At 53.1% G+C, this 14,678-nt stretch carries 17 protein-coding genes; 1 reads left to right on the top strand and 16 read right to left on the bottom strand.

Going from position 1 to position 14,678, the window contains the following annotated elements; all coding sequences use genetic code 11:
- Positions 1–13: 13 nt before the first annotated feature.
- The 4 genes from ACT3TJ_RS06395 to phaR all read right to left on the bottom strand — a co-directional run bounded on the left by ACT3TJ_RS06395 (position 14) and on the right by phaR (position 3,204).
- Positions 14–886 (bottom strand): phosphoribulokinase, encoded by an 873-nt coding sequence (locus ACT3TJ_RS06395; RefSeq protein ID WP_172116106.1) that lies wholly within the window; start codon positions 884–886, stop codon positions 14–16.
- A complete protein-coding gene (locus ACT3TJ_RS06390; RefSeq protein WP_193057049.1) occupies positions 886–1,326 on the bottom strand; it encodes an acyl-CoA thioesterase in 441 nt (146 codons plus the stop codon). The genes ACT3TJ_RS06395 and ACT3TJ_RS06390 overlap by 1 nt, the downstream gene beginning before the upstream one ends.
- Positions 1,327–1,388: 62 nt before the next feature.
- A complete protein-coding gene (gene purD / locus ACT3TJ_RS06385; RefSeq protein WP_193057050.1) occupies positions 1,389–2,675 on the bottom strand; it encodes a phosphoribosylamine--glycine ligase in 1,287 nt (428 codons plus the stop codon).
- A 67-nt stretch (positions 2,676–2,742) separates the two neighbouring features.
- Entirely contained in the window at positions 2,743–3,204 is a 462-nt protein-coding gene (phaR, locus tag ACT3TJ_RS06380; protein WP_193057051.1) for a polyhydroxyalkanoate synthesis repressor PhaR, read from the bottom strand.
- A gap of 133 nt (positions 3,205–3,337) precedes the next feature.
- On the opposite strand from phaR, the gene ACT3TJ_RS06375 reads away from it, so the two are divergent.
- Positions 3,338–4,051 carry a 16S rRNA (uracil(1498)-N(3))-methyltransferase gene (locus tag ACT3TJ_RS06375; RefSeq protein ID WP_193057052.1) on the top strand — a complete coding sequence of 238 codons (714 nt, stop codon included), beginning with the start codon at positions 3,338–3,340 and terminating at the stop codon, positions 4,049–4,051.
- Positions 4,052–4,061: 10 nt separating this feature from the next.
- Here the strand turns inward: ACT3TJ_RS06375 and rloA3 are convergent, their stop codons facing one another.
- The 12 genes from rloA3 to ACT3TJ_RS06315 form a co-directional block, all read right to left on the bottom strand.
- Positions 4,062–4,613 (bottom strand): retropepsin-like aspartic peptidase RloA3, encoded by a 552-nt coding sequence (gene rloA3, locus ACT3TJ_RS06370; protein WP_193057053.1) that lies wholly within the window; start codon positions 4,611–4,613, stop codon positions 4,062–4,064.
- A gap of 44 nt (positions 4,614–4,657) precedes the next feature.
- Positions 4,658–5,917 (bottom strand): lytic murein transglycosylase, encoded by a 1,260-nt coding sequence (locus ACT3TJ_RS06365; RefSeq protein ID WP_172116100.1) that lies wholly within the window; start codon positions 5,915–5,917, stop codon positions 4,658–4,660.
- Between the two features lie 244 nt (positions 5,918–6,161).
- Positions 6,162–6,566 carry a monovalent cation/H(+) antiporter subunit G gene (gene mnhG / locus ACT3TJ_RS06360; RefSeq protein WP_193057054.1) on the bottom strand — a complete coding sequence of 135 codons (405 nt, stop codon included), beginning with the start codon at positions 6,564–6,566 and terminating at the stop codon, positions 6,162–6,164.
- A complete protein-coding gene (locus tag ACT3TJ_RS06355; protein WP_087107777.1) occupies positions 6,559–6,828 on the bottom strand; it encodes a monovalent cation/H+ antiporter complex subunit F in 270 nt (89 codons plus the stop codon). The genes mnhG and ACT3TJ_RS06355 overlap by 8 nt, the downstream gene beginning before the upstream one ends.
- Positions 6,828–7,301, bottom strand: coding sequence for a Na+/H+ antiporter subunit E (locus ACT3TJ_RS06350; RefSeq protein ID WP_193057055.1), 474 nt, complete (start codon positions 7,299–7,301; stop codon positions 6,828–6,830). Before ACT3TJ_RS06350 ends, ACT3TJ_RS06355 begins: the two co-directional genes overlap by 1 nt.
- A complete protein-coding gene (locus tag ACT3TJ_RS06345) occupies positions 7,298–8,893 on the bottom strand; it encodes a Na+/H+ antiporter subunit D (protein ID WP_193057056.1) in 1,596 nt (531 codons plus the stop codon). The genes ACT3TJ_RS06350 and ACT3TJ_RS06345 overlap by 4 nt, the downstream gene beginning before the upstream one ends.
- Complete coding sequence (locus ACT3TJ_RS06340; protein WP_172116096.1) at positions 8,890–9,237, bottom strand: Na+/H+ antiporter subunit C; 348 nt, start codon at positions 9,235–9,237, stop codon at positions 8,890–8,892. Before ACT3TJ_RS06340 ends, ACT3TJ_RS06345 begins: the two co-directional genes overlap by 4 nt.
- Positions 9,238–9,255: 18 nt before the next feature.
- Positions 9,256–9,687, bottom strand: coding sequence for a Na+/H+ antiporter subunit B (locus ACT3TJ_RS06335; RefSeq protein WP_087107785.1), 432 nt, complete (start codon positions 9,685–9,687; stop codon positions 9,256–9,258).
- On the bottom strand, positions 9,680–12,031 hold the full coding sequence (locus ACT3TJ_RS06330; protein ID WP_444622066.1) for a putative monovalent cation/H+ antiporter subunit A: 2,352 nt from the start codon (positions 12,029–12,031) through the stop codon (positions 9,680–9,682). Before ACT3TJ_RS06330 ends, ACT3TJ_RS06335 begins: the two co-directional genes overlap by 8 nt.
- 373 nt (positions 12,032–12,404) lie before the next feature.
- A complete protein-coding gene (gene hemH / locus ACT3TJ_RS06325; protein WP_444622065.1) occupies positions 12,405–13,484 on the bottom strand; it encodes a ferrochelatase in 1,080 nt (359 codons plus the stop codon).
- 427 nt (positions 13,485–13,911) lie between these two features.
- Complete coding sequence (locus ACT3TJ_RS06320) at positions 13,912–14,214, bottom strand: DUF6482 family protein (protein ID WP_172116093.1); 303 nt, start codon at positions 14,212–14,214, stop codon at positions 13,912–13,914.
- Positions 14,215–14,359: 145 nt separating this feature from the next.
- Complete coding sequence (locus ACT3TJ_RS06315; protein ID WP_087107793.1) at positions 14,360–14,653, bottom strand: hypothetical protein; 294 nt, start codon at positions 14,651–14,653, stop codon at positions 14,360–14,362.
- Between the last annotated feature and the right edge of the window lie 25 nt (positions 14,654–14,678).

Raw genomic sequence — 14,678 nt, 5'->3', positions numbered from 1 at the left:
TTTGCAAACGCGGTTAACGAAAGCGGCGCTGGGATAATAAATGGCGCACCAGGGGTGCCAAAATCAGCTCCATGGCTAATGACATGCGCGCGCCAGGCACGACCAGCGTATGTGGCCGCGTCATAAAGGCATCCTTGATCATTGCAAGAAGCCAAGGAAAATCAACGGTTGATGGATCACGAAACCGGATCACCACAAACGATTCGGCATCTGTGGGGATATCCTGCACTTCAAAGGGGTTGGACGTATCGACGGTAGGCACCCGTTGAAAGTTGATATGGGTGCGGGAAAATTGCGGCTGAATATAGCGCACGTAATCGTTCATGCGGCCCAGAATCGTATCGATCACCGCTTCCTGGGAGTAGCCACGCAGCTTGGTATCACGGTCAATCTTCTGAATCCATTCAAGATTCATGGTCGGCGCAACGCCTACCAACAGATCCACATGGCGAGCAATGTCATACTCTTGGGTTACCAACCCGCCATGTAAACCTTCATAGAACAACAGGTCGGTACCACATGGGAGCGACTGCCACTCCGTAAAGGTGCCTACGCGGTAGCCCGCTTCGATTTTCTGCTTGTCTTCCGCGTGAATATAGTGCCGAAACGTGCCCGTGCCATGCTCGCCATACTCGGCAAACACCCCTTCAAGGCGGTCAAGCAGGTTAGCTTCGACTGCAAAATGCGAGAGCTCATGCTTACGCTCAGGCTCTTCACGAAACATGCGGTGAAGATCGTCGCGTGTATAGCGGTGAAAAGCGTCACCGTCCACCATGGCCGCATGTACATCTTCGCGTAGAAACATGCGCTCAAAGCTTCGTCTTACGGTCGTGGTGCCCGCACCCGAAGAGCCTGTCACGGCGATAATGGGATATTCCCGCGACATTAAGCGCTCCTCGCTTGGGCCAAGGCCTGCTTGATGGGCTCAGGTATCGCAACCGGCCGCCCACTATTGGCGTCGATGAGCAACTGGTTAACGCGGGCGGTCGCCACGATATGTTCGCCGTCGCGCTGCAAAATACGCTGGTAAACGGTTAATGCCTTGCCCTGCGGCTCAGGCACCGCCGTTTCAATGATCAACGCATCAGGCCAACGCGCTTCACGTTGATACTGCACGGCCAGGTCGGCCACCACGCTTGGATAGCCGTGCATGTCCCATTCCGATAGCGCCAGGGCGGAAAAAGCGTGAACGCGGGCTTCATGTAGCAGCGAAACCACTGTGTCATGCCCCAAATGCCGACCGTAATTCATATCGGTTACCCGCACCGTTAAAGGGTGACGATGAATAACCGCGTTAGCGGGAAAATCCAGCGTGACACGCTCCATACCTGTTTCCTTTCGGTGGTGATAAGTGGCCCGCCCCTTGCGCTACGGTATCAACGCGCTTATTACGCTTTTTCTCGCGCAATAGCACGGTAAGCGATATCACGGCGATATTCAGCCCCCTCCCAGCGAATCTCCTTGACGCCTTTGTAAGCCTGCTGCTGTGCGCTAAATACACTCTCGCCCAGTGCCGTCACACACAGTACACGACCGCCAGAGGTCGTTACCTCGTTGTTCGCGTTCAGCGCGGTGCCCGCATGGAACACCTTGCTGTGCTGCTCGGCTTTTGCCAAACCATCAATGACATCGCCTTTACGGTAGCTGTCTGGATAACCGCCCGCCGCCATGACCACACCCACCGCGGCACGTGAATCCCAATGGCACGTTTTACCGGCCAACTTCCCTTGGGCACCGGCAAGGCAAAGCTCAGCAAGATCCGACGTCAGGCGCATCATGATGGGCTGAGTTTCGGGGTCACCAAAGCGGCAGTTATATTCAATCACTTTGGGCTGCCCGGTCTGGTCGATCATCAACCCGGCATACAAAAATCCGGTATAGGCATTGCCTTCAGCGGCCATCCCTTTAACCGTGGGCACGATGACCTGCTCCATGATGCGGGCATCAACGTCTGGCGTAACGACCGGCGCAGGTGAGTAAGCGCCCATGCCGCCGGTATTAGGGCCTGTGTCGCCATCGTAGGCACGCTTGTGGTCTTGGCTGGTGGCCATGGGAACGATGTTTTCACCATCGACCATGACGATAAAGCTCGCTTCTTCACCTTCCAGAAACTCTTCAATGACAACGCGAGCACCAGCATCGCCAAAGGCATTGGCTTCGAGCATATCGCGAATGGCGGCTTCAGCCTCCACTTCGCTCATGGCAACGATCACGCCCTTACCTGCCGCCAAGCCATCCGCCTTGATGACGATAGGCGCACCAACCGTGTGTAAATATGCCAGCGCAGGCGTTACCGCGGTAAACGTCTGATAAGCCGCCGTTGGAATAGCATGGCGTGCCAGGAAGTCCTTGGTAAACGACTTGGAGCCTTCAAGCTGGGCCGCGGCCTGGGTAGGGCCAAAGATGGTCAGGCCAGCCGCTTGGAAGCGGTCAACGACGCCTTCGACCAGAGGCGCTTCCGGACCGACGACGGTCAAGCCAATACGCTCCTGGAGCGCAAATGCTTCCAGCCCGGCCAAGTCGGTGGCCGCAATATCGATATTGGTCAGCTTATCTTCGGTCGCCGTACCGGCATTGCCGGGCGCTACGAATACCTGCTCAACATTCTCAGATTGCGCTAATTTCCACGCCAACGCATGTTCGCGGCCGCCGCCACCTATCATCAAAACCTTCATGTTCTTCCTTCTCGAACGGGAGAGCGATTATGCGCCGCATTATGCCACAAGGTGACCACCCGTGGCGTTAGGAGGATTTATCCTCATCCTTGTCGCTGGTGGAGGGCGGCTGGTTCAAGGTGCTTTGCCAAAAGCGCATATTTTCTTCGGCCAGCTCGCGCATAAACTCCATGGGCGTATGGCGCATGGCCTGCTGCCATTGGCTTTGCAAACGCTTTTGCTGCTCCAGCATAAGCTGCGTGCCTTGCTCCAGATAACGCGCCAGCGGTAAAGGCGACGACATATCATAAACCCGGATGAGCTGCGCCAGCAGGTCGTTAGAGAATACTTCGGCTTCGTTATCCGACTGCTCCTGCTCAATAATGATGGAGAGCAGAATGGTACGCGTCAGGTCTTCACCGCTTTTGGCATCCTCAACCCGAAACGGCGCTTCTTCAATAATAAGATGGCGCAGATCTTCAAGCGTGACATAACGGCTTTGCTGAGTGTCGTACAACCGGCGATTGGCATACTTACGAATTACGCGCACAGCGCATCTCCTTAAACGCGATAGGGGGTGTTCCCCAATGCTATTATTGTGCCTGCACCACGCGCCCATGCAAGCCATGTGAGTAGAATATTGCGCAACAGTGTGCCCACCCTTCGACCAATAGATGCCGATTATGAATTTGATTTTGCTTCACCCCAGCGACCTCGACCACCAGGGCCATGCGCGTATAACAGACGCACGCAGATTAGCGCATTTACGCGACATCCATCGCGCCGCCCTCGGTGACCGGTTAACGGTGGGTGTTCAGGGTGGCTTAATGGGAAAAGCACAGCTGGTCGAATTAACCACTGAGCTTGCCGTATTTGTCCTTGACCCGTTAGCAGACGTGCCTCCCCCCGCTCTTCCCGTGCATTTGGTACTCGCGCTACCTCGACCACGCATGCTGGCGCGAACGCTTGAGCATGTGACAGCGCTAGGGGTGAAGGAAATTACGCTACTGCATACCAAGCGCGTAGAGAAAAGCTATTGGCAATCACCAGAGCTTCTTCCCGAGAAAATTCATCAGCACCTGGTGCTGGGTCTGGAGCAATCACGTGATACCCAACTACCGAGCGTGACACTGACCAAAGGCTTTCGGCCCTTTCTTGAAGAGCAACTGCCTGCTTTACTTCGCGGTCGCCATGGCCTTGTGGCTCACCCGGGCATGCCGATGGCCTGCCCACGTGGCATCAGCGACAATACGCTGCTGTTGGTCGGCCCAGAAGGTGGGTTTATCCCATGGGAAGTTGAGAAACTGCTGGACGCTGGCTGTGAGGGGATGCATCTTGGGCCGCGCATTTTACGCGTTGAAACAGCCGTCACAGCGTTGCTGTCACGGCTGTTTTAGAGCTCAATACCTAGGATTGCTGGTCTTCTGGATCGTGAGGCACCACCTCAGCATCGTCACTGCAGGATGGCTCTTGCTGGAATGTTTCGCGCACGTCCAGCAAGCCTAAATGGCTGATGGTACGCCGGCCAAGCAGCAGTGGATAATGCATTTCTTCGCGATCACGTAGGCTAAACTGCTCTTCGTAAACCGTATCGCCCATGCACACATCCATTAATACAACGGGGCGCTCATCACGCCCGCCCGCGCCGCGCACCGCCAACTCACGATAGAGCGGCCGTTCAAGACGGTCGCTAAACACTTCGTCGTTCTGCTGGTCTGTTAGCTTTAAGCGAAAGCGCACCCACTCCTCGCCCTCTTTCTCAAACACTTCGATATCACGCGCATCCAAAGATGACGTCAGGGCACCACTATCAAGCTTGGCCTTCACCATGATGCCCCAGGGCTCTATGGTGGCATTTTCAACCCAGCCAAACACTTTATCATCATCGCTTGCCACTGCGCTGGCGGCTAATGCACTTACCAGCACACTACTTAACAGCGTTTTTGCCACAAATCCCATAGCATCATCCTTGGTGAAATAAGTGATTAATCATAACTACGCACCTAGCGCAGCCTTTCAAGCAGCGCCTGAGTAGCGAAGCCATCCGGCGTCAGGCCTTGGCTGCGTTGAAAGTCACGCACGCCTTGGCGTGTATTGGGTCCCATCACACCGTCAGCCCCGCCTACCGAATAGCCCGCTTCATTCAAGCGCCGCTGGAGTTCTTTGACATCGTCGCGGGTTAAAGGTGTCTGCCCTCGCGGCCATGCCTGGCGTATTCCCTCACGCCCGGCAATTTTATCAGCCAGCGTCGCCACGGCCAGGGCGTAGCTGGTGGCGTTGTTATAGCGCAAAATCGCTCGAAAATTAGCGCCTACCAAAAAGGCGGGCCCTTCCGCCCCGGCCGGAATGACGATAGCCGCGCTCTCGAAATTGGGCAGTTCACCCTGCAGGGCGCGTACACCTTGACTCGCCCACTCAGCGCTACTGCGGCGCTCGGTCTGTGAATAATCAAACGATGCAGGAAGCGCTAACTCAACCCCCCAGGGTTCGCCTGCTTGCCAACCTGCCCGCGCCAGATAGTTGGCGGTGGAGGCCATCACATCGGGGATACTGCCCCAGATATCACGGCGGCCATTATTATCACCATCCACGGCATAAGCTTCAAAGCTACTGGGGATAAACTGGGTATGCCCCATAGCACCCGCCCAGGAGCCTTTCATTTGCTCGGCTGCGATATCGCCCTGGTCAATAATACGTAACGCCGCAAGCAGTTCACCGCGTGCGAAATCCCGGCGACGCCCGTCGTATGCCAAGGTGGCGAGCGCCTCAAGGGTCGAGAAATCACCAAAATTGCTTCCGTAATTGCTCTCGATGCCCCAAATCGCCACGATGATTTCTGAGGGCACGCCGTAGCGTTGCTGCATTTCTAATGCCGTCTGGCGGTGGGCGTCAAGTTTCTCACGGCCTGCATTGACGCGCGTATCGGAGGCGGCAGTGTCGAGATATTCCCAAATAGGCCGCACGAATTCCGGCTGGTAACGGTCCAGTTCAATCACCCGTTCACGGTAGCGCACGTTATCCAATGCGGTGGCTAGCGTTGATTCACTGATCCCCTGAGCAGCTGCATAACGACGGAACTCATTGCGCCACTGTTCAAAGTTGGCATAGCGTAGCTCTTCGGCACCGCGGGCATCCACTTCTGTCATCAACTGCGGGTTAGCGTAGAGGCTTCCGCTAAACATTACCGATAGCACCCCGGCAGTAACTACAAGTGATGTATGACAAAAAGCGCGACGTAATGGCAAATTAATCTTGAGCAACATGGTGTCTCTTCCTGGGCTGTCCTTGGCATGCCTGATGATGGCCTGGAAAACAAGCAGATACCAGAATTTGTACGAAAACAACGTGTGCTTAGCCGTTGTGGCGTAAACCCACGCCGACCAACCTTTCACCAGGTAAAGTCACGGCGCTGACATTTCCTGCTGATACATTGTGTTATAAAAAAACCACCCGAAGGTGGCTTCTTACCGATTAGTTATTTACCAACCGCTAAATTAGTGAAACACATTAATCGGGATCCGTTGCTCGTGGCTGACGTTTAGCATTTTCATTCGTTTCCATACCGCTTTTTAATTCGTGGGTTAACGGGTCGTAGTTGGGACGAAGCTCATCCTTGACCGTACCACTCCAAAGTCGAGAGCCCACAAAGTAACCCGCCCGTCCTATCACATGCGCCGCAACGGGGGCTGTCATCAGGATAAACACGATAATCGCAAAGGAGCGAGCGACCACGCCTACCTCAGAAAAATGCATCGCCGATGCCAGCATGATCAAAATAACGCCTAATGCCGCCGCTTTGGTAGTGGCATGCATACGCGTTAGCAGGTCCGGCAAACGTAGCAAGCCAATAGCCGCCAAGAGCATAAATAAAGAGCCTGTCAGCAATAGCACACCTTTAATCGTTTCAATCATCGCGAGGCCCTCCCCGTTCCAAAAAGCGTGCAAAGCCAATCGCGGCCAGAAAGCCCATTAGCGCAATAACGATAGCGGCATCCAGAAAGCTGGCTACCCCGGATTGAATGGCGTAAACGCCTACCAGCCCGACCACTGTAGTAGAAAAAAGCTCAAGCGCCACTACTCGGTCAGGCAGGCTTGGCCCGCGCACCACACGCACAAATGTCAAAATTAGCGCCAGCCCCATAATGATCTGGCTAATCAAGAGAACCGTATCCATTAGCGAAATAACTCCAGGGCTCGATGCTCCATTTCTTTTAAGTTACGTCTTAGCTCTTCTTCATCATCAAGAAACATGGCGTGGATATAAAGCACCTTGCGGTCATCAGAGACGTCCAGGCTCAGCGTTCCCGGTGTTAAAGAGATCAGATTAGCCACCAGGGTAATTTCCATTTCAGTGCGTGCGGAAAGCGGCATGGCAATCACGCCTGGCTGCATGTGCCAAGGCGGCGTCACAATATCAAACGCAACACGCAGGTTGGCTTGAACAAGCTCCTTTAGAAAAAAGCCCAGAAAGCCAATAATGCGCGGAATCCTGGCCGGGTAGCCTTTTAATGCGCTGACTTGCGGCTCAATCATCACCAGCGTGATATAGCCGAAAATCATGCCTACCAGCAGGTTTAAGCCAGTGAAGTCGCCGCTTAGTAGCACCCACGCCAATCCTAACAGCAGGTTCCAAATAGCACCGGTCATGGCGCGTCCCCCCCGCCTATTATTTCTACCTGCAACTCGCCTGGTATCAGTAGCGCATCCTCAACACTCGCGGATACGCCCAACACCGCATCAATATAGCCTCTGGGGGCCAGCAATTGGTCACCAATAGTGGTCATCACGCTCATGATGGGTTCAGCAAAAACCCCGATTAGCACTGAAAACAGAGCCAGCACCACCACGGGCAAATACATCATCCACAGGCTGGGTTTAATAAGCCGCCCGTCATCCCCAGAGGGTGTATTCGATACAGGCACCTGATTATCGTCTGGCAAGGATTTCCAGAAGACTTCGTTCCATATCTTGACCATGGAGTAGAGCGTTAATAACCCCACACCCAAGGCAATGGCAGTAATCACATACGCCTCGGCTTCAATACCTGCCCGCACAATGACAAACTTGGCGAAGAATCCGGATAACGGAGGAACCCCCGCGAGGGAAAATGCTGAGATAAAAAACGCAACGGCAAGCCAAGGGCGCTCTTTATAAAGCCCACCCATCTTTTTTAGCTGGTACGTGCCCTGTAAGCGGTGAGTGATACCGCTAATCAAAAACAGGTTCGTCTTGACAACAATATTGTGCATGATGGCAAACACGCCGCCAGCAATCGCCAAGGGTGTATACAGCGCCAAGCCCAGAATCATATAACCAATCTGGCTGACGATATGAAACGACAAAATACGCCGAAACTCATATTGAGCAGCCGCACCCAGCACCCCGGTCACCATGGTAAGCACCGCCCCCCACAACATTATTTCCTGTAGGTAGTCCATCGACTGGTCAAAGATCAAGGTAAACACGCGGAACAGTGAATATACGCCTACTTTGGTGAGAAGGCCTGCGAACAGCGCTGAAACGGCAACCGGCGGCGTATGGTAAGACGCAGGCAGCCAGAAAAAGAGCGGAAAGGCCGCCGCCTTAATCCCAAAGGCCACCATAAACATCACCGCGAGCACCTCGACCATCCCATTGTGCTCAACGACATTCATGCGCAGTGCGATATCGGCCATGTTAAGCGTACCGACCGTGCCGTACAGCAGCCCCACCGCTGTCAGAAAGATCACCGACGCCAGCAGGTTAAGCGTTACGTACTTTATTGCTCCCTCCATCTGGGCCCGCTCGCCGCCCAAAATCAGTAGCGCAAAAGAGGCCACCAGCATTACTTCAAACCATACATACAGGTTGAAGATATCGCCGGTCAAAAAGGCTCCCGCCACCCCGGCTAACAACAAGTGCATTAACGGATAGTAGCCAAATTTCTCATGGCCACGACCGGTCGTCGCCAAGGAGTAAATCCCCATGGCGAGGCCGATGATACCGGTCAGTAGCACCATCACCGCACTTAACATATCGGCGATGAGCGTAATCCCAAACGGCGCAGGCCAGCTGCCCATTTGCATGGTGACATAGCCTTCGGAAAGGGTTGTCGTAAACAGCCAAAGGCTAACGATCAGAAATGCTATATTTCCAGCGACTGCGATAAAGCGCTGCATTGGCCTTGAACGCCAAAACAGTAGTGAAATAGCCCCTGAAAGTAAGGGTAAAAGGACGGGAAGAGCAACTTCAGGCCTCACGTATCAGTATCCTTCATCTTATCCATGTCATCAGCCTTCACCACTTCATAGGCACGACGAATCAATACAACAGCAAAGGCCAGCACACCAAATGCGATAACGATAGCCGTCAGTACAACGGCTTGGGGCAACGGGTCAGCGACATCGCCCATAGGCTGAACCATACCTTCTGGAATCAGCGGTGGCGCGCCCCGCGTCATTCCGGCAGTAGTAAAGATCAATAAGTTAGCAGCGTTGGAAAGCAGCAGTAGCCCAATAACCAGTTTTACAATGGAGCGTCGCAGCATCATAAAAATAGCGGTGGCATACATAACCCCAATCGCTAGCGCCATTACCGGTTCCATGCGAATCCTCCTGTTATGTTAAGGCTCATCCTTATCCACCTCCATCAACGCCATCACCATACCAATCACCGCTCCCAACACCGCCAAGTAAACGCCAATATCAAAAATCAGCGGGGTGGAGGCTTTAAAATCAATAACCGGAATGGTCCACCACTGCGCGGTTAAAAACGGCTGACCCATAAACCAGGCAGGTACAACAGAAATCATGCCTAACAACAGCCCCACGCCAATCAAGTCGCGAGGGTCGACCATCCGTAATACCTCTTTTGTGGCACTGACGCCAAACGCCAGCAGATACAAGGTAAACGCCCCCGCCGCCACTAACCCTGCAATAAACCCACCGCCGGGCTCGTCGTGTCCACGAAGCAGCAAAAATATCGAAAACATAAGCTGTAGCGGCATTAGAAAGCGGGCCGCCGTGTTTAAAATAATCGTTCCCGATTTAACCATCGTACGGCTCCCTGCTATCAGTATTCCCGCTGTCATTGGTGGGCTTAGCGCTTTCTGGCTCGTGGCGCAGCTTCAGCATAGCGATAACGCCAATGGCGGCTAGCGCCAGTACAAACATCTCGCCCAACGTATCCAGCGCCCGGTAATCCACCAAAATTACGTTGACGATGTTGCGGCCAAAAGCGAGCGGTGCGCTGTTTTCAACCATATAGGTAGAAATGGACTCGAACTGGTTAATACTCCAGGCAGTCATGATCAGAAGGAAAATCAAGATGCCCATCATCGCAGCTACCGAACCATCGCGAATACGCTCCAGGCTGGTCGAAAGATGCGAGAAGCGAGGCAGCCTGAACAGTACCAGCACCAGTAAAATAACCGTGAGCGTTTCAACCAGAAGCTGGGTGATCCCAAGGTCAGGGGCGCTGAAAAGAATAAAGACCAGCGCGATTGAGAACCCCATAATACCCACTGACACGACGGCGCCCAGCCGGGAGCGAGTGATCGTTGCATACAGGGCACCCATCACCATTGTGCCGACGACGATAGCCTCATGAAACCGTACATCAAGTTCAAAGGCTAACAGCGGAGAGTGACGCACCAGAATGGAGTTACCCAACAGCGTAATCAGCACGACCAGCATGACCAAAATATAGTTGCGCATATAGCCATTTTGCAGCACTCGGGTTTGCCATTCCGCAAACCGTACCAGGCCATTTAACAAGCCTTCATAGCCCGCTTCCGGGCCGTAGCGCATAAGAGGGGCCAGCAGCGTAAGCTTGCCTCGTACGCTGTCCCAGTACTTGAACAGCAAAAAGCCCAACCCCAGGCTAACAACGGACATTATCAGCGCCGCATTAACACCGTACCAAAGTGACAGCGCCACTTCTCTCGGCTGACCAGCCACCGCACTTGCCGCTGACGTTAAAAGAGCATCAACGCCAAACATGGCGGGCGCCAGGCCAAAAACCAGCGAGCCTACGCTTAGCAGTGCGGGGCCCATTAACATGCCGAAAGGTGCTTCATGCGGCGTTCTTGGGGTTTCGTGACGCTTGCCGTAGAAAGGCCGTAGCGCAACAATCGCCGCCACGGCGATAGTCATAATCGCGCTGACAAACGCGAACACGACTAGCAAGCCTTGAAAATCCCCTGCGCCCAGCACCGCTTCAAACTTAAGCTCTTTGCCAATAAAGCCAAGCAACGGCGGCACCCCAGCAAGTGATAGCGCCGCTATCAATGCAATGGTGGCCGTCACCGGCATCAAAGACCTTAACCCGCCCATTGCGGTGACATCCTTGGTGCCCGTTTCATGATCGAGAATACCGGCCACCATGAACAACGCCCCCTTGTAGAGGGAGTGTGCGAGCAAAAAAGTTACAAATGCTGTCATGGCGTACTCGGTACCAATGCCCAACAGCATCGTCAACGTGCCGAGCGCCATGATGGTTGAGTAAGCCAGCAGCTTTTTAATGTTCGTATGATGAATAGCCATGAAGGCGCCCAGCAGCAGCGTGATAGCGCCCACCACAGAGAGAACGCTTATCCAAAGCGCCGTCCCGCCCAGTTCAGGTTGAAGCCTTGCCATAAGGTAAATACCGGCTTTAACCATGGTGGCGGAGTGCAAATAAGCCGAGACGGGTGTAGGTGCCGCCATGGCGTTGGGCAGCCAGAAATGAAAGGGAAACTGAGCTGACTTGGTGAAAGCCCCCAACAGCAAACAGATGAGCATGGGCGTATAAAGGGCATGCTCTCGCAGGTCGGTTTCCATTGCGCGAATATCGGTTAACGACCACTGGTCGCTGGCGATGCCCAGCAAGATAAGCCCGGCCATCAACGCAAGCCCACCCGCAAAAGTGACAAAAAGCCCTTGGCGAGCCGACTTACGCGCCTGCATATCGGTATGGTTAAACCCGATCAGCAGGTACGAAGTAACGCTGGTTAACTCCCAAAAAATAAACAGTGTGATCAGCCCATCGGCCAACACCAGCCCCAGCATGGACACCATAAAAGCCATCAGCGCGATATGAAACCGGGCGATCTCCGGGTGGCCTTTTAAGTAACTCCCCGCATACACCAACACGCATGCGCCAATAACGCTGATTAACAAGCCGAACAGTAAGGACAACCCATCCAGCATAAAGGTGAGGCTGATACCTAACGAAGGCACCCACTGCCACTCCATTAGCAGCGGGCCGTCATTGATGATTGTGGGTGCTTGAGAAAACAGCCACGCAGCGATGAGCGCAGGAAAAAGGGCCAATACCAAACTCGTACGGTCTGCAAACCAGCGCTGCATAAGTGGTGCCAACGCGGCTAATACAAACCCCATCAAAACGGCGAATTGCATCTAGCGATATCTCCTGTGTATCCGCCCCATGATGAAGCGGGTTCGTTGAGCATCAATACCTCTCGCGGTGAGTAGCGATCATCATCCCTGTTCACTGCTCTCTCTTAACTGCTCTGTCTCAAGCACCCTCTCTCAAGCACCCTCTCTCAAGCACTCTGTCTTAAGCGCTCTGTCTTAAGCGCTCGGACCAGATTTTAACGAGCACGCTGAAAGCCGTAGAGTAACAGCGCCTATTTTAAACACGCGAGGTGATCATAAAGTCGTAGACTCTATAACAGGCCACTGCCTGTTACCAGGCAATCATTCAAAATCAAATAGATAGCGTGCTTATCGTTACTTCATCGCCATTTATAACGCCTTGATTATCGGCTCATTACGACCGTGGAAGCCAACCCAAAAGCTCGTTATTAACGATGTCCAGCAGCGCCTTTATGTGATCATTACGATCATTTAAGCAGGGAATGTAACTAAACGTTTCGCCGCCTGCTTCCATAAAGCTATCGCGGATCTCCTCCTTGATTTCTTCTAACGTTTCCACACAGTCGGAGGAGAAAGCAGGCGATAGAATCGCAATATGTTTATGGCCCTGCTTGGCAAGCGCGGCTACGTGCTCGACCGTTGCAGGCCCCACCCACTTTTCAGGACCAAACTGTGATTGAAAGGTGGTATCCACTTCCTCCTGACTAAAACCTAGCGTTTCGCCCAGGAGACGCGTGGTTTTCTGGCACTGGCAATAGTAGGGGTCGCCTTGCATCAAATAGCGCTCAGGCACGCCGTGGTAGCTGGCAACTAACTTGGTGGGCCGCGTCTCAAGTTCGGCGTAAACATCTGTTACTGAATTAGCCAGTGCCTGTAGATAAGCAGGGTGATCAAAATAGGCGGGCACCGTACGAATAGAGGGTTGCCACTTCATCTTCATTAAGGCGCGAAACGCCTCGTCATTGGCGGTTGCAGTGGTCGGCGAGGCGTACTGTGGATAGAGCGGAAAGAAAACAATCTTCTCACAGCCCTTTTTTTTCATCTGCGTGAGCACACTGCGCGTTGAAGGATTGCCGTAGCGCATACAGAAATCCACTTCAACGTTGTCGCCGTATAAGGCCTTAAGCTGCTCCGTCAGTTTTTCGGTTTGCGCCCGCGTGATCGTGAGTAGCGGGCTTTCGTTTTGTTCGGTGTTCCAAATGCTTTTATACGCTTTACCCGACGAAAAAGGCCGCTTGGATAAAATAATCAGTTGCAGAAGCGGCTGCCACTTCCAATCGGGATAATCGACTACCCGCTTGTCGGAGAGAAACTCACTTAAATAACGTCGCATCGACCAATAATCAGTGGCATCGGGCGTCCCCAGGTTAGCCAGAACTACACCTACTTTTGCCCGCGGCACGGCCGGATGATCACTGGATGCATGGGCCAAGCGGCCTTCGCCCGGCTGGGCCACCACAACGCTATCGGTCATTACGCTTACTCCAAAGACGGCTTCTAATTATCAAAAATCTTAACACTTTTCGATAAGGCGCGGCATAAAGTTATACTATCAACATCATTTGTATAACCACCGGTAAAGTGGCACCCCGCCGCCCCGCGCCTTACTTCAAATACGCTTTAAGCACAGATCGAAGATACTTAAAAAATAGCGGCAAGGTGGTCAGAAGCAAAACACCTGGAAAGCACGGCGAATAGAGGCAAGTTAAGCGGTTAAAGCAGTGCGCTGGCCAGGATGCTGGTAGGGCTTTGTTGCTACCGAGCCTGCAAGAAAAGATGAATGCAGGCTGCTGTTTCTTTGCCTGTCACCGCATTAGGGTTTAGGCGAGGGTGGGAAAAACGTTACGCTAACTGTTGTGTGTGCATTCAGTAAATACACAGAGTGATTCATCAACCGCTTTTTAAAAAACCAGCGGCATTCGTGAGGCTAGCGGCTCGCTATAATGCGCGTCACGACCAATAACTTCGTCCTGAGGCACATGCTGAACCAGATACGCGCGATGAATACCCGCACGTTTTAGTTCCAAATACACATCATCTAACGAGCGAAACAGCATGGGCTTACCACGTTGGGTGAGCATATGCCGCGCGCCTTCTACATCTTCAAGTTCAAGCTGATAAAAACGACTACCCGAATGCGTAATAACGCGAATTTCGAAATTATCGTGGCTATCGACGAACTGTTTAAGTGCTTTCAGTTCCATGATTCCCTCCTGTTATTGGATACAACAATAGGACCCAGCATGACTGCGTCCTATTACATTCCTGTTACCTTACATTGGCACTTATTGACCAAGAGGGCAACTTTTCAGGAGGTTTCCAGGCTATCAGTCTATTAACACAGCCAAGCTACTGATATTCAGAAGGATCAATCGCCTTACCAAGCGAGTTACGATCAATCCAGTTACCGCCCTTGGTCTCTTTGTAGCGAAATACCACGTTATCGCCGATAGCGACCGGAAGCTCAGCATCTTCTGTTTGATAGCTGTACTTCTCACCATCAACGACCAGCTGATAGCGATAAAGGTCTGGCATACCCAGCCACTCTTTAAAAGGCCCTTCGCGCTCTAATTCCTGAAGTTCTCCGCGCCCTTGAAGCTTGGGAAGACGCTGACGATTACCACGCCGAAAACCACCTGCCATGAATTACTCCCGTTCGTTCTTTTTT

This window comes from Halomonas sp. AOP30-A1-24 (genome assembly GCF_052378165.1).
GTDB classification, from domain to species: Bacteria; Pseudomonadota; Gammaproteobacteria; order Pseudomonadales; family Halomonadaceae; genus Vreelandella; species Vreelandella citrativorans.
This window is presented reverse-complemented; position numbering and strand designations above follow the sequence as displayed.

Bases quoted from the DNA above. Each gene is read 5' to 3' on its own strand.
- rloA3 (WP_193057053.1), bottom strand. From the start codon at position 4,613: ATGGGATTTGTGGCAAAAACGCTGTTAAGTAGTGTGCTGGTAAGTGCA.
- ACT3TJ_RS06365 (WP_172116100.1), bottom strand. From the start codon at position 5,917: ATGTTGCTCAAGATTAATTTGCCATTACGTCGCGCTTTTTGTCATACA.
- ACT3TJ_RS06330 (WP_444622066.1), bottom strand. From the start codon at position 12,031: ATGCAATTCGCCGTTTTGATGGGGTTTGTATTAGCCGCGTTGGCACCA.
- ACT3TJ_RS06375 (WP_193057052.1), top strand. From the start codon at position 3,338: ATGAATTTGATTTTGCTTCACCCCAGCGACCTCGACCACCAGGGCCAT.
- ACT3TJ_RS06355 (WP_087107777.1), bottom strand. From the start codon at position 6,828: ATGGATACGGTTCTCTTGATTAGCCAGATCATTATGGGGCTGGCGCTA.
- ACT3TJ_RS06350 (WP_193057055.1), bottom strand. From the start codon at position 7,301: ATGACCGGTGCTATTTGGAACCTGCTGTTAGGATTGGCGTGGGTGCTA.
- ACT3TJ_RS06315 (WP_087107793.1), bottom strand. From the start codon at position 14,653: ATGGCAGGTGGTTTTCGGCGTGGTAATCGTCAGCGTCTTCCCAAGCTT.
- ACT3TJ_RS06340 (WP_172116096.1), bottom strand. From the start codon at position 9,237: ATGGAACCGGTAATGGCGCTAGCGATTGGGGTTATGTATGCCACCGCT.
- ACT3TJ_RS06390 (WP_193057049.1), bottom strand. From the start codon at position 1,326: ATGGAGCGTGTCACGCTGGATTTTCCCGCTAACGCGGTTATTCATCGT.
- purD (WP_193057050.1), bottom strand. From the start codon at position 2,675: ATGAAGGTTTTGATGATAGGTGGCGGCGGCCGCGAACATGCGTTGGCG.
- ACT3TJ_RS06320 (WP_172116093.1), bottom strand. From the start codon at position 14,214: ATGGAACTGAAAGCACTTAAACAGTTCGTCGATAGCCACGATAATTTC.
- ACT3TJ_RS06335 (WP_087107785.1), bottom strand. From the start codon at position 9,687: ATGGTTAAATCGGGAACGATTATTTTAAACACGGCGGCCCGCTTTCTA.
- hemH (WP_444622065.1), bottom strand. From the start codon at position 13,484: ATGACCGATAGCGTTGTGGTGGCCCAGCCGGGCGAAGGCCGCTTGGCC.
- mnhG (WP_193057054.1), bottom strand. From the start codon at position 6,566: ATGATTGAAACGATTAAAGGTGTGCTATTGCTGACAGGCTCTTTATTT.
- ACT3TJ_RS06395 (WP_172116106.1), bottom strand. From the start codon at position 886: ATGTCGCGGGAATATCCCATTATCGCCGTGACAGGCTCTTCGGGTGCG.